20 protein-coding genes are annotated in these 26,198 nt (G+C 38.9%); 7 read left to right on the top strand and 13 right to left on the bottom strand.

Going from position 1 to position 26,198, the window contains the following annotated elements; all coding sequences use genetic code 11:
• Positions 1-210: 210 nt before the first annotated feature.
• Positions 211-918 (top strand): alpha/beta fold hydrolase, encoded by a 708-nt coding sequence (locus AC27E9_RS11925; protein WP_487130451.1) that lies wholly within the window; start codon positions 211-213, stop codon positions 916-918.
• Between the two features lie 62 nt (positions 919-980).
• On the opposite strand, the gene AC27E9_RS11920 is transcribed toward AC27E9_RS11925, so the two are convergent.
• Positions 981-1,907, bottom strand: a complete 927-nt coding sequence (locus AC27E9_RS11920) for an alpha/beta hydrolase (RefSeq protein ID WP_487130449.1) — start codon at positions 1,905-1,907, stop codon at positions 981-983.
• Entirely contained in the window at positions 1,895-3,088 is a 1,194-nt protein-coding gene (locus tag AC27E9_RS11915) for an MFS transporter (RefSeq protein ID WP_487130447.1), read from the bottom strand. Before AC27E9_RS11915 ends, AC27E9_RS11920 begins: the two co-directional genes overlap by 13 nt.
• A gap of 170 nt (positions 3,089-3,258) precedes the next feature.
• Here AC27E9_RS11915 and AC27E9_RS11910 point away from each other — a divergent pair, with 170 nt between their 5' ends.
• Entirely contained in the window at positions 3,259-6,759 is a 3,501-nt protein-coding gene (locus tag AC27E9_RS11910) for a PAS domain-containing hybrid sensor histidine kinase/response regulator (RefSeq protein WP_487130446.1), read from the top strand.
• Positions 6,760-6,780: 21 nt separating this feature from the next.
• Here AC27E9_RS11910 and AC27E9_RS11905 read toward each other — a convergent pair whose 3' ends face one another.
• The 3 genes from AC27E9_RS11905 to AC27E9_RS11895 form a co-directional block, all read right to left on the bottom strand.
• Entirely contained in the window at positions 6,781-7,491 is a 711-nt protein-coding gene (locus tag AC27E9_RS11905) for a response regulator (protein WP_487130444.1), read from the bottom strand.
• A gap of 92 nt (positions 7,492-7,583) precedes the next feature.
• Entirely contained in the window at positions 7,584-9,845 is a 2,262-nt protein-coding gene (locus tag AC27E9_RS11900; protein ID WP_487130442.1) for a TonB-dependent receptor, read from the bottom strand.
• 182 nt (positions 9,846-10,027) lie between these two features.
• Entirely contained in the window at positions 10,028-10,891 is an 864-nt protein-coding gene (locus AC27E9_RS11895) for an extracellular catalytic domain type 1 short-chain-length polyhydroxyalkanoate depolymerase (protein ID WP_487130440.1), read from the bottom strand.
• A 352-nt stretch (positions 10,892-11,243) separates the two neighbouring features.
• Between AC27E9_RS11895 and sigZ the strand changes: the two genes are divergently transcribed.
• A complete protein-coding gene (gene sigZ / locus AC27E9_RS11890) occupies positions 11,244-11,801 on the top strand; it encodes an RNA polymerase sigma factor SigZ (protein ID WP_487130438.1) in 558 nt (185 codons plus the stop codon).
• 7 nt (positions 11,802-11,808) lie between these two features.
• Here the strand turns inward: sigZ and AC27E9_RS11885 are convergent, their stop codons facing one another.
• The 5 genes from AC27E9_RS11885 to AC27E9_RS11865 form a co-directional block, all read right to left on the bottom strand.
• Complete coding sequence (locus tag AC27E9_RS11885; protein ID WP_487130436.1) at positions 11,809-12,972, bottom strand: acetyltransferase domain-containing protein; 1,164 nt, start codon at positions 12,970-12,972, stop codon at positions 11,809-11,811.
• 49 nt (positions 12,973-13,021) lie between these two features.
• Positions 13,022-15,133 (bottom strand): TonB-dependent receptor, encoded by a 2,112-nt coding sequence (locus tag AC27E9_RS11880; RefSeq protein ID WP_487130434.1) that lies wholly within the window; start codon positions 15,131-15,133, stop codon positions 13,022-13,024.
• Positions 15,134-15,329: 196 nt separating this feature from the next.
• Positions 15,330-16,544 (bottom strand): MalY/PatB family protein, encoded by a 1,215-nt coding sequence (locus AC27E9_RS11875; protein WP_487130432.1) that lies wholly within the window; start codon positions 16,542-16,544, stop codon positions 15,330-15,332.
• Positions 16,545-16,628: 84 nt separating this feature from the next.
• Positions 16,629-17,759 carry a membrane dipeptidase gene (locus AC27E9_RS11870; RefSeq protein WP_487130430.1) on the bottom strand — a complete coding sequence of 377 codons (1,131 nt, stop codon included), beginning with the start codon at positions 17,757-17,759 and terminating at the stop codon, positions 16,629-16,631.
• Positions 17,760-17,879: 120 nt separating this feature from the next.
• Positions 17,880-18,437: a DUF2780 domain-containing protein gene (locus AC27E9_RS11865; RefSeq protein WP_487130429.1), complete on the bottom strand. Its 558-nt coding sequence runs from the start codon at positions 18,435-18,437 to the stop codon at positions 17,880-17,882.
• A gap of 181 nt (positions 18,438-18,618) precedes the next feature.
• On the opposite strand from AC27E9_RS11865, the gene AC27E9_RS11860 reads away from it, so the two are divergent.
• Positions 18,619-19,152, top strand: a complete 534-nt coding sequence (locus AC27E9_RS11860) for a VF530 family protein (protein WP_487130427.1) — start codon at positions 18,619-18,621, stop codon at positions 19,150-19,152.
• A 71-nt stretch (positions 19,153-19,223) separates the two neighbouring features.
• On the opposite strand, the gene AC27E9_RS11855 is transcribed toward AC27E9_RS11860, so the two are convergent.
• The 3 genes from AC27E9_RS11855 to AC27E9_RS11845 form a co-directional block, all read right to left on the bottom strand.
• Positions 19,224-20,123, bottom strand: a complete 900-nt coding sequence (locus AC27E9_RS11855; RefSeq protein ID WP_487130425.1) for a sterol desaturase family protein — start codon at positions 20,121-20,123, stop codon at positions 19,224-19,226.
• An 8-nt stretch (positions 20,124-20,131) separates the two neighbouring features.
• The gene (locus AC27E9_RS11850) at positions 20,132-20,773 is read right to left on the bottom strand and encodes a hypothetical protein (RefSeq protein WP_487130423.1); all 642 of its coding nucleotides are present in this window, start codon (positions 20,771-20,773) and stop codon (positions 20,132-20,134) included.
• Positions 20,774-20,851: 78 nt separating this feature from the next.
• Entirely contained in the window at positions 20,852-21,430 is a 579-nt protein-coding gene (locus AC27E9_RS11845; RefSeq protein WP_487130421.1) for a TetR/AcrR family transcriptional regulator, read from the bottom strand.
• Positions 21,431-21,577: 147 nt separating this feature from the next.
• Here AC27E9_RS11845 and AC27E9_RS11840 point away from each other — a divergent pair, with 147 nt between their 5' ends.
• From AC27E9_RS11840 to AC27E9_RS11830, 3 genes are all read left to right on the top strand, one after another.
• Positions 21,578-24,676 (top strand): YncE family protein, encoded by a 3,099-nt coding sequence (locus tag AC27E9_RS11840; RefSeq protein WP_487130419.1) that lies wholly within the window; start codon positions 21,578-21,580, stop codon positions 24,674-24,676.
• Positions 24,677-24,678: 2 nt separating this feature from the next.
• Positions 24,679-24,879: a hypothetical protein gene (locus tag AC27E9_RS11835; protein WP_487130417.1), complete on the top strand. Its 201-nt coding sequence runs from the start codon at positions 24,679-24,681 to the stop codon at positions 24,877-24,879.
• Between the two features lie 73 nt (positions 24,880-24,952).
• Positions 24,953-26,146 (top strand): aromatic ring-hydroxylating oxygenase subunit alpha, encoded by a 1,194-nt coding sequence (locus AC27E9_RS11830; RefSeq protein ID WP_487130415.1) that lies wholly within the window; start codon positions 24,953-24,955, stop codon positions 26,144-26,146.
• Positions 26,147-26,198: the final 52 nt, after the last annotated feature.

Genomic DNA, 26,198 nt, shown 5'->3' with positions numbered 1-26,198 from the left:
TGTTTTTTAAATGTAGAGCCGTTAGACATGTGCCCTACCTTTCCTATAAGTCATGCTACTTTTTGCATGACTTTTTTTCGCGAAATTCTAGCTTTAGCCATTTGAGGTAGTAGCACTAAGGTAGCACTTCTTTTTAACGAGTTCTTGATTACAGTTAATTTTGTTCAAATGATGAGCAACTTTTAAATTAACAATAATAAGAAGGTAAAAATGAAAAACTTACTAACGTCAAAACTTAGCAAAGTACTATGTGCACTAACATTAGCTGTTGCACAAACAGCTGCCTATGCAGCCTGTATAGATAATGTCGTTTTAGTACATGGGAATGCTGGCTCCCCTTCTGATTGGGATAATACCTACGACAAATTAATCACCAATGGCTACCAAAGCAGTAATATTTATCGACCCTCATGGGGCAGTTCATTCGCGAGTAATAACAATCATAGCGGCTCAGAAGAAACACCTGTTAAAAACGCCATTAGCAGTGCAATTGCAAACTCGTGTACTGGCAAGGTCGACATTATCGGCCACTCTATGGGTGTAACACTAGCAGCTCAACAAGTTATTAAACTTAATGAAAGTAGCAATGTTGACGCCTTTGTCGGTATTGCCGGTGCTTATCGCGGATTATGGACCTGTGGTGCATACCCGTGGAATGTATTCACTCCAACCTGCGGCGTGAATGGCTTGTCGGTGTCGAGTCCTTTCTTAGACTGGCTAAGTGGTAAAACAATTGCCAATAGAGTGTATTCAATCAAAAGCTGGAGTGATCAAATAGTTTGCGGTAGTGGCGTGTGTACGGTAGGAGGAACTCATTCAAGTCAAATAAGTAATGAGGATGCGAGTTACACATATGTTTTGGGACATTTTGGTTTACAAACCTATACTGCGGATAAACAGTTTGATTTGATAAACTAATTGTTAGCAGATGTTAGCTATGCCAACTGCTTATGCTGGCATAGCGTTCTTAATTACTGTATTTAAGCGCGAATATAATCGGCTATTATTTGATAACTTTGCTGGCATTCTTCTGTTACTAAACTTTCAAGCAGCATATAAGCGTGGATCATGCCATCAAACTGATGATGTTCTACATCAACACCTAACTCTTTTAATGCTGTTACGTATGCTAAACCTTCATCTCGCAATGGATCACACCCCGCAGTTAACACTAAAGTTTTAGGTAAGTTGGTATGTAAATTATAAAGTGGTGATACTGAAATTCTTGACTCGTTATTGCTAAAGTAATTATCGAAATACCAAGATATACGCGCCTTTTCCAGCAAAAAACCATCGCCATTTTCATCTACTGACGGTAAGCGCATAGTGTAATCTACGCTAGGATAAATCAATATTTGCTTATCAATTTTAAGCGCTTGGTTGTGTGCTGAGCGCATAGCTAATGTACTACAAATGGCTCCACCAGCACTATCCCCTAAGGTATAAACTTGGCTCGAATAATTCAATCCATGCAATACTTCCTGATAATGTAATAAAGCATATTCGCAATCATCAACGCCTGCGGGGTAAGGGTGTTCTGGTGCTAGGCGGTAATCAACACAAATAACAATACAATGACCTTGCAAGGCAACTTTGCGGCTGATCGGGTCATACAAATCAATACTGCCGCACATATGACCACCACCATGAAAGTGCAGCACAACTGGCAGCTCTTCAGTCGTTGATGGGCTATATACTCGCACAGCTATTTCGTGGCTATTTCTCACAAATATTCGGTCTTCAACAAACTCAAGTACCGGCCCTGATTCAAGAAATGCTGATAACTTATTTAAATTACCTCTAACTAACTCCGGTGAATATTGCACGTTGTTTGCTTTAGTCTCTGCTGCGGCAACATTTACTTGTTCAAGAAAGTCACTTAACTTTTCGCTGATTATTCCTCGCATGGTTCCATCCTTGTGCTAACACTTTTTTTGCCCGTTTCAGGTAAGAAAAAACTACCAATAAAAAAGCTTGAACTTAAAACAGTAATTAATATAAATGCTTGAAAATAGCTACCATCATTACTATCCACCAAGGCACCAAACCACCATAAAATAAAAGTAGAAACTAAATAACTTATCGAATAAAACAGACTAAATATCACAGTGACTCTCGAGCCTGTCATATTAGGAAGTTCATGGGGTATTGAAACCAAAGCGGTAATAGGAAAGAAAATAAAGAAGCCTAATGTCATTGCCGAGATAATTTGCAACATTGATGATTCACTAAATGATAACCCTGCAATCGTTAACGTGATAATCAAACCTGACCATCGAATGACAGGCAGTCGTGCTGAGATATTCTTACTATAAACAATACCCGCTAAGGTACCAATAATGCCAAAACCTATCACCCATTTGCTTTGGCTAATGCCAGCCTTCGGATAAAAGGTAAATAGGCAAATATAAAATGCGAGTAAACCCGAATAGGTTAACCCGTATGCCCAGTTGAATTTATCTTTTAAACCGTCAAAATATGAGTAACTTACGGGTTCAGCATTATCATGAGTATTTGTTTTTTCTTCAGGGCTAAACTCAACCAAAAGCCACACTAATGCGACAATAATACTCGCAACCGAGAATAGAATTAAACTATTCTGCCAACTTCCTGTAGCGCTATTAATTGTTGGCATAAACCACAATATAATTGCTGTACCAACATTAAAGGCAACGGCATTTAAACCATTAATTACCGGTCGTTCATGAGGTGCAAACCAGCGCATCACTATAGGGTTAAAGTAAACAATCATAAATGCACCGCCTAGGCCCATTAAAAAACGACTGATCAATAACAGTTCATAATTAGCAGCATGCGGCGTAAAAATGCCGATAACAATTAAGACGCTGGATAAAAAGAAAGCGTATTTAACACCGAGCTTAACGGCTATCCAGGCTGCGATGAAAGTACCAACAATCTTAGCAATGGTAACCGCACCACTTATAAAACTAGCAGAAGCTAAACTCTCTATATTCAATGACGCCATTATCTGCGCCATGCTTGCTGCTCCGCCAACCCAGGCCATGGCAAACAATACGTAACTTATGAAAACGAGTACTTCTACCAAGTACTTATTATTTATTGTCATATTTTAATATCTAATCTTGGAAACATTCAGCAGATAGATTAACGTATGAAGATAGGCAAATAACTACTACCTTAGTTCACTACTGTGTTTTGCTACAAATGGTATGCTGTTATTTTAATTAACGAATTTAGTTACTTGCTAACTTCAATTGGCAACTTAAAGGACCTTCTTTGTTAGCTTGGCTCTCCCTTGATACATGGCTTATTTCATTTATTGCTATTGCTTATTTAGCAACGTTATTCATTGTGGCTTATTGGGGTGAAAATCAGTCTATTACGCGCTGGAAAAGTAAACCTTGGATTTACAGTTTATCACTTGGCGTGAGTTGTACCTCTTGGGCTTTTTATGGCACCGTCGGGCAAGCTGCTACGACTGGAGCATGGTTAGCACCAATTTATATTGGCACAATACTGTGCCTAGTGTTGGCTTGGCCGATGCTATTGAAAATATTACAGATTGTTAAACAGCAAAACTTAACCTCTATTGCTGACTTTATTGCCTTTCGCTACGACCGTTCCCCCAAAATAGCTGCTACCGTTGCCCTGATTGCACTAATAGGTACCATTCCCTATATTGCCTTGCAACTTCGAGCCATTAGTACCAGCTTTGATTTACTTACAGGGACATATCAGTCGGGGATCAGTACCGCTTTTATCGTCACTATTGTGTTAATCATCTTTAGCATTCTATTTGGTACCCGACAAATTGCAGCCAGTAAACAAAATCAAGGTTTAGTGCTAGCAATTGCCTTTAGTTCAATTGTGAAACTAGTAGCATTAACAACCATTGGCATTTTTGCGACTTTCTTTATTTTTGACGGTTTTAATGACCTGCTTACCCAACAACAAAGCTTAGGAAAAAGTACCGACACCCTCACTGGTAGCAACTCGATATATCTGGCATTCGCACAAGCAACATTAGGGGCAATTACGGTTTTCATATTGCCACAACAATTTCATATGATGATGATAGAAAACCATCATCAACAAGAATTAAAATCTGCTCGTTGGCTATACCCGGGTTATTTACTACTGATTAATATTTTTGTACTGCCTATTGCCATTGCTGGCCAATTAACTTTTCCTGGCGGAAGTGTTGACGCTGATACTTATGTACTTACTATCCCTCTTTTTTATCAACAAGCGTGGCTTGGTATTTTGGTTTTTATTGGCGGTTTAGCGGCAGCAACCAGTATGGTAATAGTGGCAGCTATCGTGTTAAGCACCATAATTTCAACGGAAATCTTAACGCCCATTATTTTGAAGCTTAAGCTATTTCAACAACAACCAAGCCAGCAATTATCCAACGTTTTTGTTAATTTAAGACGAGTTTCAATTGCTGCAATATTACTACTGGCTTTCGCATTCGAACGAATATTAAATCAGCAAAATCATCTGGCTAGTATTGGTCTGTTGTCGTTTGTCTTATTAGCTCAAATTGCACCCGCGACAATTGGTGCACTGTACTGGCGAAAAGCCACCACAAAAGGTGCTTACATTGGACTTATTATTGGAAGTTTAGTTTGGCTCTATACCCTTTTATTGCCAGCAATTACTCCAACAATTATGCCTGATGCCACTTGGCTAGAAACAGGCCCGTTTGGACAACTTTGGCTAAAACCAACCGCCCTGTTTGGCATAACCTCCTTTGATACGGTCAGCCATGGCGTTTTTCTTAGTCTGCTTTCTAACGTACTTTGCTATTGGCTCATCTCTGCTTTAAGCCATCGAAGTGTTGGTGAAAAATTACAAGCAGAGTTATTTGTCAATAAAAGTCAGCGTCAGTTTGAACGACAACTAAGTCTAGATGATTTGTATAATTTATTGCTGCGATTTATTGATCAAGACGCCGCTGATGACTTTCTTAGTTATGCCAAAAATAGTGCTAAGCATTCCACTAAAAAAACAGAGCATAATAATCATGCCTTGGTTGAATACACCCGTATTCAACTGTCTGGTGTGTTGGGCTCAGCATCAACACGTATGGTAATGAAAGCAGCCTCAACTGCAGAAGAAGTACCACTTGAAGATGTAGTTAGCATTGTCGATGAAGCGAATCAAATGTTCCGGTTTAATCGAGAGTTGCTGCAGTCGGGAGTGGAAAATATTGAGCAAGGTATTTGTGTTATAGATGCAGATATGCGTGTTGTTGCTTGGAATCAACGTTACATTCAACTATTAAACTACCCTGAAGGCTTAGTTACCGCCGGTAAACCTATTGAAGAATTGATTCACTACAATATTGAACAAGGTGTTATTTTAGGAGATGAAGCGCACAGCATTGTTGCTCGACGACTCGACCATATGCGCAAAGGTAATAGACATCATTTTCAACGTTCAATGCCTAATGGCATTGTATTAGAGATACGTGGTCAACCTATGCCGGGTGGAGGATTTGTTAGTACGTTCTCCGATATCACCGCACATATTGAAGCAGAAAAAGCCCTACAGCAAGCAAACGAAACGCTAGAAAAACGCGTGACATTGCGAACGGAAGAATTATCACAAGCAAAAGCAGAAGCCGAAGCGGCAAATAGTAGCAAAACACGATTTCTTGCTGCCGCAAGTCATGACTTAATGCAGCCATTTAACGCTCTATCACTTTTTACATCCATGTTAAAAAAGAAAGTAAAAGATAACGAGTTAGCAGACTTGGCCAACCACATCGATGATTCACTAAATGTAGTAGAAGCCTTACTATCTGATTTAGTTGAAATATCAAGATTAGATGGTGCCTCGCAACAACTAGACAGCCAAGATTTTGCAATTAGCGAGATACTAACACCACTTAAGAATGAATTTACGGTTTTGGCTGAACAAGACAACATTTTATTTCGATATGTGCAAAGTAGCTGCCATATTCATAGTGATAAGCGCATGCTAAGACGAATTATTCAAAACTTTTTATCAAATGCTGTGCATTACTGTGACGACAAAATAAATGAAAAAGTGCATCAAAAAAATAAAATTTTATTGGGTGTTAGGCAGTTAGAAAATTATGTTCGTATTCAAGTATGGGATAACGGCCCAGGCATAGCACCAAAACAACAACAACAGATATTTCAAGAGTTTGAACGTTTAGAAAAAAACCGAGAAGTGCCCGGTTTAGGACTTGGCTTAGCCATTTCCGAACGTATAGCTAAGTTGCTTGGCTTGCACATTTCATTGCAATCAATTGAAAACAAAGGCACTGTCTTTATGATTGATGTGCCACGAGTAAAGAATGCCACTGTCACTACAGCCATTCAGCCAACAACACTCCCAATAAATGAGCAGCAAGAAGTATTCTCACAATTATCTAAACCCATTTTAGTCATTGATAATGATCATTTAATGCTTACGGCTATTGCTTCGCAATTAGAAGATTGGGGCTGTGAGGTTATTACCGCAAAAGATCGACTTAACGTTGAAAGTCAGCTCAGTAATATAGATGAAATGCCAGCGTTAATTATTGCTGATTACCACTTAGATAATGATGAAAACGGCGTTGATTTATTGCTGACTATATTTAAAAAATATAACTGGAAAGTTCCAAGTGTAATTTGCTCTGCCGACCCTTCTGAACAAGTAAGGCAACACACGAGTGATGCAAACTTCTTATTTCTACGTAAGCCAGTTAAAGCCTTAGCGTTAAAGCGCACAATTAGGCAGCTGTTAAACTCAAATGAATAAAGTTGCTTTAGCTTTAATTTTTTAAGCTACAACTGTTTGTTCTGACGCTTTAACAGGTTGAATATTTTCAGCACTTGCCAACATCAACTCTTGATAAGCCAACCCAGCCAAAGTGCGATTATTAACGTCTAATTTTAACAGAATCGCCGATACATGCTTTTTGACTGTAGTTTCTTTAATGTCTAGGTCGTAAGCAATTTGTTTATTCAGCTGACCATCAGCAATTTGCGTTAAAACGATATACTGCTGCGGTGTTAATTGCGCTAACTGTTTAGCAAGCTTTTGATGTGCAATAACTTGCTGCTCATCTATATTTGCTTCAAGGTTTTCAGGTAACCAAATATCACCATCGAGCACCGTATCTATAGCTGAGCCTATGACTGTTAAATCAGCCGACTTAGGAATAAAAGCGGCGGCGCCAAAGTTGATAGCTTTTTGCATCGTGTCACTATTGTCATCAGAAGACACCATAATCACGACTAAGTCAGGATAATGATTCTGTAGTTGCGTTAAGCCGGTAAAACCATTATTTCCAGGCATATGCAAATCAAGAAAAACAATTTCAAGCGACGGCATTTGCTCTATCATCGTCAGTAACTCTGAAAAGTTTTCTGCCTCGACAGTATTTGCATCATCAATGCATTCAACAATAGCTTGCTTTAGCGCAGTACGAAATAACGGATGGTCATCAGCAATGATAACTTTTGGTTCAAGTGCTACTGTATCGTTCATGACAAGCTCCAAAGCTTTTAATTAAAACAATTATGTGAAAAAGAGCTGACCTTAGCCAGCTCTATTACCAATATTCTCAAATCAATTTAGGTTTAGAATTGATAGCCTATGGTTAATGAAACCGTTCTTGGGTCACCGTAATAAGCAATTAAAGTATTATCACCACCCAACCCAGGGGCATAGCCACCACCATCAAGTGGCGCAACAAATTGATAACCGCCAACCATATACTCTTCATCAGCTAAATTTTTGATATGTAATCCTGCACTCCAATCGCCTTCAATGCTATACCAACTAACACTCAAATTGGCGATTCCATAACCGTCTTGTGTTAACAGACTGTCTTCTTCAAATAGCACATAATCATCGCGATAGTAGTAATTAGCATTGACAATAAAGTCACCAACTGATGAATCTATAGTGTAATTTGCCCCAATGTTAAACGTATACTTAGGTGTATTAGAAATAGTAAAGCGGTCAGATTTATCAAAAGACTCACCTGTTACAGGGTCAGTATCAATAACTTCCTTAAAGTCAGTATCAATGTAACCTAAACTTGCTGACAACATTAAGTTTTCAGTCGCTAAATAAGTAAATTCAGCCTCAATACCTGTTGCATCAGAGGTACCAATATTACCTAAACGTTGATTAAGATCGGCTGCTGTCTCTCCCGGTAATACCGAAATGTACTGTCTATCTTTATGATCAAGTGAAAATAAAGTTACATTAGCGCGCAATTTATCTTCTAACCATTGGCTTTTAACACCAATTTCATAAGAATCAACATCTTCAGGTTTAACCGCTGGCTCAGCAGTTGAAGCGCGCGGATTAAATGTGCCAGACTTAAAGCCTTGGGCAAAACTGGCAAACAACATAACATCGCTATTCGCTTGATATTCAACACCAATGCGAGGGGTAAATTTAGACCAATCTGCTTTATCATCTAAAACGGTTGGCACTAAATCGCCGTCAGGTCTTACATAGCCCTCAATCCAGCCAGTTTCTGGGTAAACAGTATCGAAAATTAAGCCATTATTCACTTTTGCTGTTTTCTCATCTTTCGTATATCGAGCGCCGGCAGTAACCGACCATTTTTCAGTGAAGTCATAACTTAATTGTGCATATGCCGCTTTACTCGTCGAGTTATTACAACCACTTACTTCTCTTGTTAAGCCCGGTGTGCCAAAGGCACCTTGGCCAAGAACTTCTAGTATTGCCTCGAATTGACCACAAGAATCACCATCATAGAAATATAAGCCAGAAACAAAAGTATAATTATCGCCAATATTATTTAATTGAATCTCATGTGTTGTTTGTTCATCATCATAAACTGCTGGTACATCAAAAATACGTAGTGCAGTATTGTCAAAATCAATATTAGTTGGTGAGTAACTTTCTCTATCTGAGAATACGTACTTTAAGCTGGTTGTATCGTTAACATCCCAATTAGCAGTGAAACTCACACCTTCCACTTCAACTTTATTCCAAGTCGGTAAACTTGTGTAAGAATCATAAACACTGTCAGGTACTGGAGCATCCGTTAAAATACTCGGTAATAAGCGGTAGCCACCTTTTGAATTTGACTTATCTTCTGTTTTATCCCACTTCAACTTTAATGAAAGTGTATCTGTTGGGTGATATTCAACCGATAATCGCGCAGAAACAACATCTTTATTATAGTTTTCTTTATCCTGGCCAGATAAATCAGATTGTAAGAATTCACCGTAGCCATCACGTTGTAAGTTGGCATAGCCAAAACCGACATAAAGTTTATCTTCAATAACTGGGTATTGGCCTGTTAGTTTGACATCACGCTGGTTATAACTTCCTAAAGTACCGTTTAAATTTAGTTCAGCATCACCAGACATTTCCTTGGTAACGTACTTAATAGCACCACCTATGGTATTTTTTCCGTAAAGTGTCCCTTGTGGCCCGCGCAAAACCTCCACTCGTTCAATATCGAGTAAGTCTAAAACCGCTCCTTGTGGACGCGCCATGTAAACATCGTCAATATAAATACCAACACCTGGCTCATAACCCCATAAAGGGTCTTGCTGACCAACACCACGGATAAATGCAGTAATTGTTGAGTTAGTTCCTCGGCTACGTTGTAAGGTAGTATTTGGGGAAAATTGCTGTATTTCAGTTAACACTTCAATACCTTTTTCATTAAGCTCATCGGCACTGATTGACGTAACGGCTACTGGCACTTGTTGCAAGCTTTCAACCGTTTTACGTGCTGTAACTTCAATAACTTCTAATCCAGAATCTTTTTCTTCTGCGAAACTTACCGGACTAGATATAGCACTGGCAACAGCTAACGCAATACAGCTGAGCTTAATTGTATTTTTCATGTTATTCCCCACATTCTTCAATTATTATTTGGCTAACTTTTCAGTAGCGGACATTTTTATTGGTATGGGAAAACTCTATAGCAATTCATTTTAAAGATAATTTCTACTATAGTACCATGCCAGCCCAAAAACCTAGTAACCAAATGATTTTAAAGGTTTATTATTTTTATTAAATGAGTTTATTAGTTGATTTTCCAAAAGTTTACGATACTTTTCGCCGTACTAATCGGTGCTGCGAGTAAAAAATCAGCTGTTTTTCCGCCATTAAGTTCTATGGCATTAACCGCCATACCATGACCAAGATCATCAAGTTCTATTAACTGCACGTAAGGCTGATTCGCTTTATCGAGCCATTGTGTTACTTGATAACCTTGGTGGCTCGTTTTTACAGGGCTAGCATTAGGTACAGAAATTTCACTCCAACTTGTCGCTAAACGCTGAGAGTTCAGGGCATTAACAATTTTATCCGCTTTACCTGTCCACACCGACAACTTAGGTAATGATTTACCTTTTTCAATGACATCTTTGATTTCTTTGGTGAGCACTTGTTCCGTTTGAGACGGACCTGCACGCATACAAGCAATGGCCTTGATAAGGTTATTTGCGCAAGGATAAGGAATACCAGCAACCACTGCGCCTGCGGTAAATAATTCAGGGTAATGAATAAGTAAACTACTAGCCATTGCGCCGCCCGCAGAAAGGCCAACAATATAAACATTCTCTATGCTATGTTTTTGTTTCAACATCGAAATCATGCTAACAATAGAAAGTGTTTCACCACTGTCTTTATTAGTATCTTGCTCCGAAAACCAGTTAAAACAGCCCTTGATATTGTTACCCTGACTTTGTTGAGGAATTAAGAGTGAAAAACCATGTGTTTTTGCTAAGCCAAGTAAGCCACTTTGTTCAGCTAAAACCTCGCCTGATTGCACACACCCATGCAATAGAACAGCAAGGTTTTTATTATTACTTTCACCGATAAAGTAGCTCGCAGTTAACTCACCAGGATTAACTTCAAGGTTTGTTAACTTAGTAAAGTTTGCCAATGTATTATGGCTAAATATTATTAAAGTAAAAGCTACGAGTAATGTAGTCTTAGAAAAATTAAGCATAGAAGTGACGTCACTATAGAATTAAATTTAAGAGGTTAATCTTGTCGAATACTCACAGGTAGGTGAATGCTACTTTAGTACCAGCAACAATATCATCTATTACAACATAATGTTATTTATCACTATTTAATATAGTTTCACCACTTTAATGGCTAATGAAAATTATCCGATGTAAAAATAGCGTTCGTAAACGCTTGATTATGAAGCCGTACGTCAAACGACAAATGTTATATCATTACTTCCACAAGAGAAGCATAAAAGTTACGGTACATTAAATGAGGTAAGCATGCTGTCAGAATGGCAACAACATAAAGCACAATTACGGCAGTATATTACATCACAGCTCGATGACACAGATATCATTGATGATATTCTGCAAGATGTTTATATCAAAGCAAACAAGAATCTACAGCAACTAAAAGTGCGTGGCAGCATGAAAAGTTGGCTATATCGCATTACTCACAATTTGATCATGGATCATTATCGAACACGAAAAAATTTCGATGAACTCAATGACAACTTAGTAGCAGAGTCACTAAGCCCGATAGAAGAAAGCCATCAAACCTTAGCTAAATGCATTAAACCTTTGATTCAAGAATTACCAGAGCGATACCAACTACCATTGGAAATGGCTGAACTAGAAAATAAAAGTCAGCAAGAAATTGCTAATCGATTAGGCATTTCACTGTCAGGCGCCAAAAGCCGAGTACAGCGAGGGCGAAAAAAGTTAAGAGAAATTATGCTCAGCCAATGCGACTTAGAAATAACAAAAGCTGGTGTTGCAGACTTTTCACCTAAAACGAGTTTAGGTAAAAAGTACTATAAGACTATCTGTAAGCCGTAAGTTTACGCTAAAAGTATTTAACCCAAGCCATAGTGGTGTTTCGTTTAAACTGGCCGAATTTTTTAGAAGGCCAATACAATACCGCAACTAAAAAAGCAGAGAATAACCATACTTGCCAAACGTCACTGAAGGCAAAGTAATCTAGCTGTTGTGCACCATAACTAATATTAGGGCCGAAAAAGTAAATGGCGATAGCATAGCAAACCAACAATGCATATAAGTGCAAAATATAGAAAAACATCGGCGCAGAGCCAAGCACATTAATTCGATCTAACCAGGTTGATTTTGCGGTTTCAAGCCATGCTAGTGCTAACGCACCTATACCTAATGCGAATAGTAAAAAATTCAGTGAAGGCGGGTATTTAGTGTAATTTAAAAAGTCCATTATTGTCATTACTGTATTGGTTTGGACTTGCCAATCAAGTGTTTCACCATAAAGATTAAAGCCACGCAGTAACAATAGTAAGGCCAAAAATGAAGTACCGGCAATGAACAATATTTTTTTTCTTTTAAGCGAATCAACCGCTTGTGAAAATAGAGGTCCAACCGTATAGCCAAGCATGATAACACCTACCCAAGCTAATACTGGGTAAGACACTTTCACTTTAACAATACCTTCCGTTACAAGATATCCTCGGTCATGCAAAATAGTCCACAAAGAGTAACCGAATTCATTAGCTGAAAATTGAATAGGCGACAATAAGTTATGGCCAAAAACAATCAATAGTCCAAGTGAGGCAAGCCACACTTTAGGTATATGAGCGACTAATGCCAGTGCTATCATACTCAGCCCTATTGCCCAAATAACCTGTAAGTACAGTGTGTTATAGGCTGCAAACCAAGAGAAGTTAATTAGGGTCATCTCAAGAATAATTAAAATTAATCCACGTTTAAGTAGAAATTCTTGCACATTTCGTTTTTTACCATTAGCCGGGTTAGCGTATAACCATGCCGACATACCGGTAAGAAAAACAAAAATAGGCGCACACAAATGTGCGGTCATGCGGGTAAAAAACAATTCAACATCTGTGCTTTCAATATCCATAGGATCAAGCACTTGTTTATGTAAATAAAATCGCTCGCGTACATGGTCAACCAGCATTAGTAATATCACCATGCCGCGCAATATATCAATAGAAGCTATTCTTGGTTTTGAAACAGTTGTATTCATAAATATGTAGCGCCCATAACGGGCGCTTTTTCTAGGTAATTAGCGTTAATTAAAATTTATAAGTTAAACTTGCCTGGTAACGCATTGGCTGGCCAGGCATAGTCCATAATGCTGAGTAAGAGTTTGCAAAATAAGCCTCATCAAATAAATTCTCAATACTCGCTTGGATGGTTAAGTGCTCACTTAACGTTAAGCTACTAAATAAATTAGTGATGGTATAACTTGGCAGCTCATAACTTGGGTCAATAGTCTCACCAAGCCTGTCGCTAACATGTTGAATATGCGCGCCAATTTGCAGTTCTTTACCTGCTATTTCAGTATAGTGCTGCAGTGTTACATTTACAGTCTGCTCAGGTACATTGATCAGTTGACTACCAGCCGGAATTTCAACACCCCAATCAGGATTAACCATATCGTTTACAGTATGTGCATCAACATAAGCGTAGCTCAACGCAAATTCAGTGTCTTCACTAAGCATTGCTATAACATCAAGCTCAATACCCGTGCTTTCTGCCTTACCCAATGCGGTTGAAAACCCTGAATTAACCGGATCAGCCGTTAAAATATTAGATTTTTCTGTTTTAAATACTGCAATGGTACCGAAAAGCTTATCATTGTTGGCAGACCACTTAAGCCCCGCTTCCATTGATTTACTCTTCTCTGGAGCAAAATTACTACCATTTGCATCAGCACCCGAGTTTGGTCTAAAACCTTCAGCATAGTTAGAGTAAAGCGCTACATCAACTGTTAGCTTATAAGAAAGTCCAATTCTTGGACTAAATTCAGACTTTGATTGGCTTGCAACATTACTTGAAAAATTATTAGTAATATCTTGCTCAAACTTGTCGTAACGTAAGCCTATTAAAACATCAAATTTTTCTGTTACATTAACAAGATCTTGTACGTAAACACCCCAAACTTGCTGCTCTTCTATATTGTCAGTCGTAGGTGAGAGCGCAGGTGGCGTTTGACCATAAACAGGGTTTTCGGCATTAATTGAATAAGTTGTATCCCCACTTCCCCAACCAACACGCCACCTTTCTTGCTGTGAATGCAGCTCATAGTCATAACTGTCCAAACCTAACAGCATATTATTACTAAAGCCCATAGTATTGAATACACCACTTAGCTCTGCTCGGAACGACAAGTCTTTGGCATCATAGTCTCGATAACGACGCTGACGGCTAACCGTTTCACCGTCAACATAAAGTAATTGTCGGCCAGGTGACAACTCAGTTTCTGTTGAAAAGCCTTCTAAGGACGAGTCTCTATAGCCAGCGCCTAATGTAAAAAACCAGTCTTCATTAATATCATGTTTAAGTGTTAACTGGTGACCAATTGCGTCTACCTCCATCGGGCCATCATTTGGCTCGCCTAAGAATGTTTCTGGAGATAACTTAACTCCTGGGAGCACAGGAATACCGCGGTCAAAAGGGATTTCTTGTTTAACGTACTCAAGTTCATACGTTAAACGGGTTTCATCGTTGATTTGAAAATATACCGATGGTGATAAAGCCAGCTTTTCCGACTCTACCGTATTACGAAAACTTTCACTTTCTTCATAAGCACCATTAATACGAACAGCAATTTCATCGGTTACGCCAGTAGTATAATCACCTTCATAACGTTGGTACTGATGTTTAGCGCCATATAATTTTAAATAACCTTCGGACTGAAATTGAGGCTTCTTAGTAATGATATTTATCGTACCACCTGGCTCCCCACGACCATAAAGTGCAGAGCCAGGCCCTTTTAGCACTTCAATAGATTCTATATTGGAAATATCGCGTACACCGCTAAAGCCACGTCCGGCACTAAAACCGTTAATTAAATACGAAGATGGTAAATTTTCATCGCCAGCAAAGCCACGTACAGCAAAGCTTTCCCATAAACCACCAAAGTTATTCTGGCGTGCGATGCTACTTTCTAAACTTAGTGCCGTTTGAAAACTAACAATACCAATATCAGATAGCTGTTGTGAGGAGATTACACTAGTAGCTTGTGGCAAATCTTTTGCCGCTACATTGCCCCGGTACGCTTGATGATGGTTAATAACTTCAATCTTTTCAATATCGGCTTGTTCGGCAAAACTAAAACTTGAAAATGTGCTTAATAAACAAAGGGAAAGGAAGCTCTTATTAAAAGGTACTCGCGACATCATAACGGGTTTACTCGGGTTAATTTAGGATAATTGCGAAGATTTTAAATGTTACGTTGTAACATTACAACAATTATTAAAGAAAAATTTACTTATTGGCAAAATTAAAAACAAGGTTTGCTGGCAATAAAAAAGCCTTCTCGAAAGAAGGCTTTTAGTTATCTTAAACGCTTAACTCTTTAAAATGGCTTATCTAACTTTAACAGCAGCTTTTTGAGGCACTACCACCGCAGCCATTATATTGTCCGCTTGCTGATGAAATTGCTGCTTGTAGACGCAGAAAAGCACTTTCTATATCAGCTTTAGGTGCCGCGAAATTCATACGGGCAAATTGGCCATGATTTTCTCCAAACCAAGTCCCTGGCGAAACACCAAAACCAGCATCACCAAATAGCTTAACTAAGCCGTCATTAGAGTAACCAAGTTTTGAAAAGTCTAACCACACTTGGTAAGTACCTTCAACTGGAGTCATAGTGACGTTTGGCAGTTTTTCGGCGAGGAATGACGCGATCCACTCAACAGTTCCCTGCATTTGTTGTAAAAAACCATCAAGCCATTCTCCACCTTGGTCAAACGCCGCTATCGTGGCAAATGTCGTGAAAGCATTGCCGTGATCAATATATAGCGATTGCGATAGTTTGCTCATAGTGTCGAATATTTCTTGGTTTTCGCTATAAATATAGCCATTTGAAATACTTTGCATACCGAACGTTTTCGCCGGAGATCCTATTAAAGCGACATGTTTTTCTGCGCCGGTTGCCATTAAGCTAGTGAACTTATGGCCTGAGAAAATAATATCGGCATGAATTTCATCACTAATAATAGTGACGCCATGCTTTTCAGCCAGAGTTTGGATTTGACGAATTTCATGTTCACGCCACACCCGCCCGACCGGGTTATGCGGGTTACACAATATCATTAACGTGACATTATCAGCACTTAGCTTTTCTTCTAAGTCGCTATAATCAACTTCGTAACGGCCATTAACCAGTTGCAAAGGACTTTTAACCACATCACGACCAGCGCCGCTAATCACTTTCGCAAATTGATGATACGCGGGAGTTTGAATTAACACCCCTTCACCATTTTTACTAAGCTCTCGAATTAACAGCGCAATTCCGGCTAGTACGCCAGGCACTTGCACAAATTGATTCGAGCTTAAGGTTAAGTTATGCCTACGCTTGAACCAACCACTAATAGCATTAAAAACCGTGGCAGAGTCATTCTCATAAGCAAACTGGTTACGTTCTACAAGCCGTTGTAACTCCTGCTGAATCGGTTTTGCAATGGTAAAGTCCATGTCTGCTATCCAAAATGGCGTCACTTCGGTGGTACCAAAGACATTCTTTAGCATTGATGAACTATTACGAATAAAACTATTTTTTGCTGCCACTTTCTTTTCGGTAAACTTCATATCTATCTCCAATAAGGTTTACTAATAAGACGAAATAAATTCACAAAAGACGCACACATGATCATAAAAATTAAATTTATCTCACTAGCCTAAAACATCAACTAACACTCGTTGCCAGTTTTCCCCCATAATTTTATCTATTTCTGTACCAGTAAATTTTGCTTTTGATAGTTGATATTCAATTGAGCGCATGCGTTTAATATGGTTTAACTCAGGAATAACAATATGATTAACGTCTCGCTCGAATCCCAATACCCCCTTATTACCTAGACCTTGCCACCAACTGTCATATCCTTTAATGGCTACCGCATTATTATTGCCAGCGGATAGTGCATTTTTATGACCACGAAGAGGGTAATCATTTGCAATGGCAACGGCATCAATTCCAGCCACATTTTTAACATGCTTTAAATGTGCAATATAATGCTCTGGTCTTGGTATTTTTTCATTGGTTAGCCACCACGACATCATAAATACTCCAAACACTCCTCCACTATCAGCAATGCCTTTCAAAATATGGTCTGGTGTACAACGGGCGTTGTTGATAATTTCCCGCGCCGCACCGTGAGTTTGAACAATTGGTCCTTTGGCTCGATGTAACGTATCTTGAGCGCTGGCAACGCTAGAGTGAGACAAATCAATCAGCATATTTTTGCTTTCGAGTTTATCTATTAAGGCAAAGCCTTGTTTGCTTAACCCCTGTTGTTCTAGGCTTAACGCACCACCAGCGTATAAATTATTATAGTGATGTGTTAATTGCAGCACTCTTAAACCTAACTGATGAAATTCATCAACTTGCTCAAGCCCGCCTTCAACGCAATCAGCTCCTTGAATTTGTAGAAATACCGCACACTTATCACCATCTTTAGCAGTAAAAATATCGCTGCCCTTTTTCGCAATATGATAAGTATTTGGTGCAGCCAACATTTTTGCGGTTTTTTCTTTAATACTTTTCATACAAGCTTGATAGGTACGTTTATAATTTACGCTACCATCAGCAAGCTTTACCTCTTCAATTGCAGAAATATCAGCAATAAAACTATCTAGTTGTGATGCTTTAACATCAAAACTTTCATCTGGCACAAAAGATAAACCGTCAATATACAGCCTTTTTTTATCAACAGAAGTAACAGGACTACTAATATTCGAGCACGCACTTAAGGCCGTAATTGAGCTAAAACCTGCGAGTTGTTTCAAAAAATTTCTTCTTTGCATAGAACACTCCTTTATGCGCACTTACATTTTTATTTCAGCTATTAGGTGAAATAAAAAAAGCACTTTGCGATCAGCAAAGTGCTTAATTAAAAATTAAATATTCAGCAACAATACTTGTAACTAGCCTAAAAGTTTTCCTAAGCCGTCGGTTAAAATTTGCTTCGCTTGTTGGCCTTGCTCTGTATCTAGGTAACTTTGCGCAGTATTTACAAAACCACTGATCATCTCTGGCTTTAAACCCAATGCTTCAAATTGTTTTTTCACATCATTAATAGATTTTAAAGAGTCACTATATTGTGACGCTTTATCTAACAAACCACCTAAACCTTCGCCAGAGCTAAGTTTACTGATATCTGGCATTTGACTAACAAGCCCATCAACACCAGGTAAAGATTTAGCAAGCTGACTAAATTGCTCACTTGAGACATTATTTTTAACGTAATTTAAAATAGCTCCCATACCTCCTGCGGCCTGGCCTGAGTTCACATCTAAAGAGCCTGTCAACATATCGATTAGGCCGTCAGTGCTTGGCATAGCTGAAGTATTTACTTCAGCCGTTTGTTCTTTAGCATCGCCTAAGCCAATTAAGTTCTTCAGGCTGTCTAACCAGCTTGTTTCTTGTGCAAGAACAGAGGTACTTAATGTAGAAAGTGTTAATAGTACAATAAGTTTTTTCATAGTGATTTCCATCAATTTTAATAAGTTATTATTTAGTTAAAAACAAGTGTACAACATTTAACATAAAGGTATGTAACGCTTTATTCAAATTCAGTGATATCAAAGATTGGTAAATTCTCAATAAAATGTCTTTTAATTCGGTGTATAATAGAATTCTACGTAAAGTTAATGAAAGCATGCTATGAGCCAAGAAGATATTCAGTTAAATAATCCATTACACGGTTTAAAGTTAGATACACTCCTGAGTGAGCTAGTGACACATTACGGCTTTGATATTTTAGCGGAATATACCCGCATAAAATGTTTCAAAAATAACCCAAGCATGATCTCAAGCTTAAAGTTTTTACGTAAAACTGAATGGGCGAGAGAAACACTCGAACGTTTCTATCTTTATAGCTTTAAAAATTTACCTGAGCCGGGTGAAGACGAGTTTGAAATACCACCAAGGCAGAGAGAAATTCCATTATACATCAAACCAAAAGAGCCTAAAGTATTAATAAAAGGTGAGGCAATCGTTCCATTAACTAAAGATAGTTTTAAAGAAACACATCGCTCAAAGCCGGTACATAACAACAAATACCAAGGTGCTAATGATAAGAGCCAAAGCAGGCACTCTCGCTCAAATGAGCGGAAAAATGAAAATTCAAATACTGATTCAAAAAGAAATTCAGAAAGCAATAAGCCATTTGATCCATACGCTAACGCACCAAAGTAATGGGTATTATTCAATAAAAAACGCTAATAAATTAATTTATTAGCGTTTTTTATTTAGTAAAATAAATTATTTTAACTCTTATCCTTTTGTTGCAGTTGTTCTTGCTGCCACGCCCAAGTTGGTGATTTAAAGAATAATTTCACGCGATATGACCAAGACGGTGCTAGCCATAAGCGCTGTAAAAACTTCCCATACCCTGAAAAGAAAACAATAAGTGGGTTAACACTGTTAATTCTCGGGTATACGCCGTAGTTTACTTTTTCTTCCTCTTTGGCAAAACTACCGAACATTTTGTCCCAGATAATAAAGATGCCGGCATAGTTTTTATCTAAATACTGCTTGTTTGTTGCATGATGCACGCGATGGTGCGAAGGCGTATTAAAAATAGCTTCAATCGGTCTAGGCAATTTTTTAATGGTTTCAGTATGTAATAAAGTTTGATATACCTGCACAATAACTTCAGCTAAGAAAATAATAAACGGATTAAAACCTAAAAATGCCAACGGTAAATAGAAAAACAATGGGAAAAACCAATCCATTGGGCCATGGCGATAAGCTACAGATAAATTAAAATGCGGAGAACTATGATGTACAGTGTGAGTTGCCCAACCAAAACCATTCATATGCAAGAACCGGTGTTCCCAGTAATAAGCCAAGTCAGCCAAAACAATACAACCAACAATAGTCCAACCTGTTAACGGTAAATCAATAATTCTAAAATTATCATAAACGTAAAAGAACACCCCAGCGTAAACGCCAGCAACAAGAGCAACAATAACAATAAACATTGCAAGAGTAGCAAAGTTTGCAGTGCTATCGCCGAGTAAATTCCACGACATTTTTTTCTTAATCGCGTAACGTAAAAGCTCGATAATAAACAAAGCAAAAGCAAAAACTAAAAACCAATCATCTATCCAAGTTTCCCAGCCATAAATAAAATCGGTAGATAAAATATTTGATAAGCTATCCATTTTTCCTCCTACTTATATAACACTTGCATACTGACACTAACCACTTCTGCACGCTTGTTTAATTGATGACGTTCAACAACCGCAACAACTTCTTTCGTAAAATTAAGCTTTTTCCAGGCTGCTTCTAATTGCTTTGAGCTTAAATGACTATCGGTAACAACTGTTTGATAATGCCCAGTAGGCAGTGAGGTAAGGTGTGAATTCGACTTTAATTCTCGACTATCGTAACCAATAGTAATATCAGCACGAGTAAAACCTTTTGAAATATGACGATATAAAACATAGGTAGCTGTAGGGTAATCACTTAACTGTGAATGAAGTGAGCCACGCTGCGAAAATTCCGCCCATAGTTTATCAATGTCACTTATTAACATCTCTTGGCTAACACCAATAATATTAGCAACTGGGGCATTATTCTTAACACTATTATTTGCGCTAATAAGGCGAGTGCTTTGGTACCCTTCTTTCGTCTTTAGCTTGAGTTTTTCTGATGTTTTTTCACCATCAGTGCTCGCCGTACTCTCTGTGATTATCTCTATCGTACTTGGTGTGATAATTTCAGCATACGCTGGCGTTGGCTGATAAATAACACCAAACCAAACGGCTAGCACGATAATAATGCTAGTTAAAATTGATGCAAATAAATTCATGGTTCACTCTTACATTTTATTAGATAAGCGAAATATACGTTTCCCACAATAAATTGTCAACATGAAAATTTATTGATATTACCCCAATGTTGACATTAGCAATAGGGTCGATTTCTTTAATTTTAGCACTTCATCCAATAAGGCAAGCGGTAGTAACGACTCACTCATTAAATAATTTGCGTAAATTCCCGCCGCCACTAACTCAATTTTTTCTGCCGCAGCCCCTGAATATTGGCTTGTTAATACCGCCATAAGGTGGCGATTAAATTCCGCCATTATCTTTTCTTGATCAGCCTTTATCTCAGGTAATCTCTTAGCTTCCGAAAATAATGCTTCCCCAATAATAGTATTGTTTATATGTTCTGATGAACGGGATGAAAAAAGAATATCAATTAAGGCATCAGCCCTATAATTATTGGGCAACCAAGCTAAAGTGTCTTGCCATTGTTGATTATATTTATCTGTCCAACGAGCACTAAGCGCACAAATTATTTCATCTCTATTGCCAATATAGTGGCGTAAAATTGTTCGCTTCATTTTTGCCGTTTCTGCCAAATGCTCTAACGACGTTGCTTGTATGCCTTTCTCTAAAATACAAATTTCTAGCGCATCTAAAATTTCTTCTCGACGCTGACCAGCCATACTCGGGCGTGCCATAACTATTCTCGCTTTATTGTTCATTATGAGTTTATCGATCTTAAGCATATCTTAAACAAAGTAAATTGTCATATTGACAACATATAGCATTTACGCATAAGCTATAAATTGTCAATATGAAAATTTATTATCAAACTGGAGTTTTTGATGAAGAAGTTTATTATGATCAGTGCACTTTCTATGCTGACTGCTTGTGGAGGTGGCTCAGACAGTAAACCAGCGCCAATACCACCAATAGTACCAGCGCCCCCCGTAGCACCGCCAACACCACCAACCGTTGAACCCCCGCAAGCCAAAGCTGACTTTATTGGCTTTGAATCGGGTCAAGTGCGCCCAATAGCAAAATCAATTGATGGGAAACAGCTACTTGTTACAAATACTTCAAACAATAGCTTAGATATTTTCAGCATAAATAATTCTGGCGATTTAAGCTTAGAACAATCACTACCAGTAGGTTTAGAGCCAGTTTCGGTTGCAGTACATCAGCAAACAGCATGGGTAGTTAATCATGTTTCTGATTCAATAAGCTTAATTGATATTGCTAGCACACCTGCAAAAGTTATACGTACTCTGCTCGTTGGTGATGAGCCTAAAGATATTGTTTTTGCTGATGATAAGGCTTTTATTACCACTGCACACCGTGGTCAGCAACGCATGAACCCTGCCTTGGCCGACGTTGATGGGGCTGGCGATCCAAAACTTCATCAAGCAAATCAAGGTCGCGCTGATATCTGGGTATTCGATGCGACAGAGCAAGGCAACTCACTAGGCGGAAAACCACTAAAAATCATGTCACTATTTGGTGATACGTTACGCGGGCTAGCTGTAACGCCCGATAAATCAACAATCTATGCTGGCGTATTAAATTCAGGTAACCAAACTACCGCCGTACATGAATCCGTAATGTGTTACGGCTATGAAGATGACGAATACGGCGCTTACCCTTGCCAGATTCTTGATGAAATTAGCAGCCCAAATGGTTTAGAAGACGGTTATTTGCCTGGCGGAAGAACAGCGCCAGGTGTGAATGTAGAAGGTAAACCACAACCATGGACAAGTATGATTGTTAAGTACGACAACGACACTGGACAATGGTTAGACAGTAAAGGGCGTAACTTTTCAAACGGTGTTCGCTTTACATTACCTGATTTAGATGTATTTGCTATTGATACCAAATCTCTGCAACAAAAGTCAGCCTATAAACATGTTGGCACAACATTATTTAATTTGGCGGTAAACCCGAGTAATGGCAACGTTTATGTTACCAATACTGATGCCAATAACAGTACTCGATTTGAAGGTGCTGGTGAATTTGCGAAATCAACGGTGCAAGGTAATATTGCCCAAAGCCGCATTAGCGTTATTAATCCAAATGCGCAAACGGTTAAAGCCCGCCATTTAAATCGCCATATCAATTACGCTGATTTAAAAGGTAATACCAATGTAAAGCAACATAGCTTATCGACACCTCTTCAGTTAGCAATTACGAATGACGGCTCAACCCTTTACAGTGCAGTTATTGGCTCAAACAAAATAGCCAAATTGCCAACTAAACAACTTGAACAAGATAAATACTGGGACAACAATGGTGAAGAGTTTGATCCAAAAACATTAAGTCAAAATTACTTGACCGTTAACGGTGGTCCTTCAGGTTTATTGTTAGATGAAAGCAAACAACGCCTGTACGTTTTCACACGCTTCGACAATGCCATTGTCACTATTAATTTAAACGATAATTCTGAGAGCCAGCGTCTTAACTTAACAACGCCTGAGCCAGTTGAATTCAGTGCTGGACGGCAAATGCTTTATGATGCAAACCGCTCCTCGTCAAACGGCGAATCAGCCTGTGCAAGTTGTCATGTATTTGGTGATACCGATCATTTGAGCTGGAACTTAGGTAATCCAGATGGCACCAATGGTGAAAACCCACAACCTTTCCCTACAGAAAATTTATCGGAGCTTGGTTGCGTACTTGTTGGGCCTGAAGATGAGAGCTGCCAGTTATTAGAGATCATCAATGGTGATGGTGATAAACGCACATTTGCTGCGATGAAAGGCCCGATGGGAACGCAAACAATGCGTGGCATGCACAATCATGGACATATGCATTGGCGCGGTGACAGATCAACTGGCTACTTCGGCAATGATACTGAACAAACGCTTGATGAGCATACCTCGTTCAAAAACTTTATTGTTGCCTTTGAGGGCTTACTGGGACTTGATATTCATTTACCTGCTTCAGTTACCTCAAGTAATAAAAGTACCGATGTAGTTGCTCTTGAAAATGATATCGATGATTTTGCTAACTTTATGCTAAAAGTTGCTTTACCACCGAACCCTATTCGAAAATTTGATAATTCACTTTCTACCTCTGCACAGCGTGGAGCTGACTTCTTCCATGGCAATCGTCGCTCTGATGGCGCCGAAACCGATACACTAATTAACGGTGACTCAGTCGATGGGGTTAATTGTCAGGGTTGTCATGGTGTTGACCATAGCCAAGGTTTTTACGGTAGTCGCGGAGAAATTGCTCATGGTGGTGAAATTCAAATTTTGAAAGTGCCACAACTACGTAATCTATACACGCGAGTGGGTATGTTTGGTCTACCTGACAGGGAAGGCTTTTTACCATCACACACTAAACAACATCAAGGCGAGCAAATTCGTGGTTTTGGCTTCTTACACGATGGCGCTACCGATCAATTACTAAACTTTCTTAAAGGTGCTGTTTTTGATAACGGTGAAACCGGATGTCCAGACGGGGCTGACGAACGCTATGGTTGTCACTTTAACAACGGTGAAGTGGGCATTCCTGATGAGCTAACTCGTCAAGGATTAGTGGATTACATGATGGAATTCGACAACGATTTAGCACCTATTGTTGGTCAGCAAATCACCCTAAATAGCAACGCACCTGCCGCTGTTTCACAACGTGTTGCTTTGTTTGAACAAAGAGCGCAAACCGCATTTACCTCAAAAATATTAGGTGGTGAAGTTACGGAGTGTGATCTTATCGCACTTGGTCAAATTGATGGTAAACAACGCGGTTATTTATTTGATACGCAAACGAAGAAGTATCTTAGTGACGCAGCGTTAGAGCCAATGTTATCGCCGAGTGAATTACACTCGTTAGCGACAACAAGTAATAACAATTTAACTTTCACGTGTACTGTACCGGGTAAAGGCTGGCAAAGCGCTTTAGACCAAGATTTAGACAGTACCCTAAACTTTGACGAAGGAGCATAAACATGATGGCTTCATTTCCCTGGTCGTATTGGCTAGGCATTGCTTTATTTCTGTGGCTATTCGTCGACTTAATTCGCGGTGAAGTTTACCTGTGGCAGGCTTACCAGCGAGCCAATGAACCCGGTATGTATTGGTTTTGTATTGCACTGTGGGCAATTGTCGCAATCAGTTGTTTTATTTATCCAAACTGGTCGCTGTCTTAACAAAACAGTGTTCATATTCGTAACGGCAAAGTAGCAATTATGTCTACTTTGCCTTACTTTCAAGGAACCATTTATGCTCAAAAATAATCGCCTACCTGTGGATGCTTATACCTGTGATAAGTATTTTGCTATCGAACAACAGCATATTTTCTCTACCACCTGGGCTTTTGCCGGATTAAAAGAAGATCTGGTAAAGCCTGGACAATATATCAGTGTTCAGGCTGGGCTTAATAATATTATTGTAATTGTTGATGAAAACACTCAGCTGCAAGCATTTCATAATATTTGCCCGCACCGTGGTACGCAGCTACTAGCCGCAAAAGGCCAAGTTAATAAACATATCACCTGCCCTTATCACGACTGGCGTTTTGACTTATCGGGAAAGTTACGTTCTCTGCCAAAAAAAGTGCAAGAATTCAAAAATCTAGATAAAAAATGCTTCGGTTTAACAAAAGCCAGCGTTGCTTTATGGCATGGTATGTTGTGGGTGCATCCAGAGCCAAACCCAACCCCCATTGCACAATGGTTTGCCGATATTGAGCCGCATATGGGCCCGCATCAAGTGGATAAGTTAATTGAAGCGCCAGACGAATTAGTGATCAAAGATATTCACGCTAACTGGAAAATTATTGTTGAAAACTATATTGACCATTATCATTTAGCACAATTACATGTTGGCACACTAAATATGTATGATCACGCCAAAGCGAAGTTTCAGTTTGTCGGGCCGCACTTTGCATTCTGGGAGCCCTTAGCAAAAGGTTACAGCGCCAATCTAGAGCGAAACTCGCCATTACCACTCATTGAGCATATCGATAAAAGCCAACATGGAGCTTGGGTACCTATGTTATTTCCAGGCGTTGGTATCGCTGCCACAGAGTCAACATGGTCGGTATTTCACATTATTCCATTAGCAGCCAATAAAAGTCGTGTGGTTATTCGAACTAAAGTACAGCCATGTTCCGACTTAACTTATTTAAGTCAAAGCATGCGTAGCGCTATGTATTGGTATAAATCAACTTTTGCCAAAGACGACAAGATGTCAGCCGATCATCCGCTTGCTTCTGGGGATTTTTTACAAGAAGATATTTTTGTCTGCGAGCAATTACAAAAATCGCTAACTAGCCCTATTTATAAACCGGGGCCTTCTGCGGAATTTGGCGAATCTCCCGTGCGCGAACACCAATATATTGTTTGGCAATATATTAGTAAACACCTTAACGATAACGCCGAGCAGGAAATAGCCGTTACATCAATAAATAATTAAGCGTGTTAAACGAGTGCCAAGTTTGATACCTAGCACTCGTGTACTAACAATT

It is taken from the genome of Colwellia meonggei (genome assembly GCF_057537295.1).
The sequence above is the reverse complement of the archived record's forward strand: the minus strand, read 5'-3'. Positions and strand labels throughout refer to the sequence as shown.

What these genes read in the sequence shown, in the direction of transcription:
- AC27E9_RS11925 (WP_487130451.1), top strand. Translation starts at nt 211, where the DNA reads ATGAAAAACTTACTAACGTCAAAACTTAGCAAAGTACTATGTGCACTA.
- AC27E9_RS11920 (WP_487130449.1), bottom strand. Translation starts at nt 1,907, where the DNA reads ATGCGAGGAATAATCAGCGAAAAGTTAAGTGACTTTCTTGAACAAGTA.
- AC27E9_RS11915 (WP_487130447.1), bottom strand. Translation starts at nt 3,088, where the DNA reads ATGACAATAAATAATAAGTACTTGGTAGAAGTACTCGTTTTCATAAGT.
- AC27E9_RS11905 (WP_487130444.1), bottom strand. Translation starts at nt 7,491, where the DNA reads ATGAACGATACAGTAGCACTTGAACCAAAAGTTATCATTGCTGATGAC.
- AC27E9_RS11900 (WP_487130442.1), bottom strand. Translation starts at nt 9,845, where the DNA reads ATGAAAAATACAATTAAGCTCAGCTGTATTGCGTTAGCTGTTGCCAGT.
- sigZ (WP_487130438.1), top strand. Translation starts at nt 11,244, where the DNA reads ATGCTGTCAGAATGGCAACAACATAAAGCACAATTACGGCAGTATATT.
- AC27E9_RS11885 (WP_487130436.1), bottom strand. Translation starts at nt 12,972, where the DNA reads ATGAATACAACTGTTTCAAAACCAAGAATAGCTTCTATTGATATATTG.
- AC27E9_RS11880 (WP_487130434.1), bottom strand. Translation starts at nt 15,133, where the DNA reads ATGATGTCGCGAGTACCTTTTAATAAGAGCTTCCTTTCCCTTTGTTTA.
- AC27E9_RS11875 (WP_487130432.1), bottom strand. Translation starts at nt 16,544, where the DNA reads ATGAAGTTTACCGAAAAGAAAGTGGCAGCAAAAAATAGTTTTATTCGT.
- AC27E9_RS11870 (WP_487130430.1), bottom strand. Translation starts at nt 17,759, where the DNA reads ATGCAAAGAAGAAATTTTTTGAAACAACTCGCAGGTTTTAGCTCAATT.
- AC27E9_RS11865 (WP_487130429.1), bottom strand. Translation starts at nt 18,437, where the DNA reads ATGAAAAAACTTATTGTACTATTAACACTTTCTACATTAAGTACCTCT.
- AC27E9_RS11860 (WP_487130427.1), top strand. Translation starts at nt 18,619, where the DNA reads ATGAGCCAAGAAGATATTCAGTTAAATAATCCATTACACGGTTTAAAG.
- AC27E9_RS11855 (WP_487130425.1), bottom strand. Translation starts at nt 20,123, where the DNA reads ATGGATAGCTTATCAAATATTTTATCTACCGATTTTATTTATGGCTGG.
- AC27E9_RS11850 (WP_487130423.1), bottom strand. Translation starts at nt 20,773, where the DNA reads ATGAATTTATTTGCATCAATTTTAACTAGCATTATTATCGTGCTAGCC.
- AC27E9_RS11845 (WP_487130421.1), bottom strand. Translation starts at nt 21,430, where the DNA reads ATGGCACGCCCGAGTATGGCTGGTCAGCGTCGAGAAGAAATTTTAGAT.
- AC27E9_RS11840 (WP_487130419.1), top strand. Translation starts at nt 21,578, where the DNA reads ATGAAGAAGTTTATTATGATCAGTGCACTTTCTATGCTGACTGCTTGT.
- AC27E9_RS11835 (WP_487130417.1), top strand. Translation starts at nt 24,679, where the DNA reads ATGATGGCTTCATTTCCCTGGTCGTATTGGCTAGGCATTGCTTTATTT.
- AC27E9_RS11830 (WP_487130415.1), top strand. Translation starts at nt 24,953, where the DNA reads ATGCTCAAAAATAATCGCCTACCTGTGGATGCTTATACCTGTGATAAG.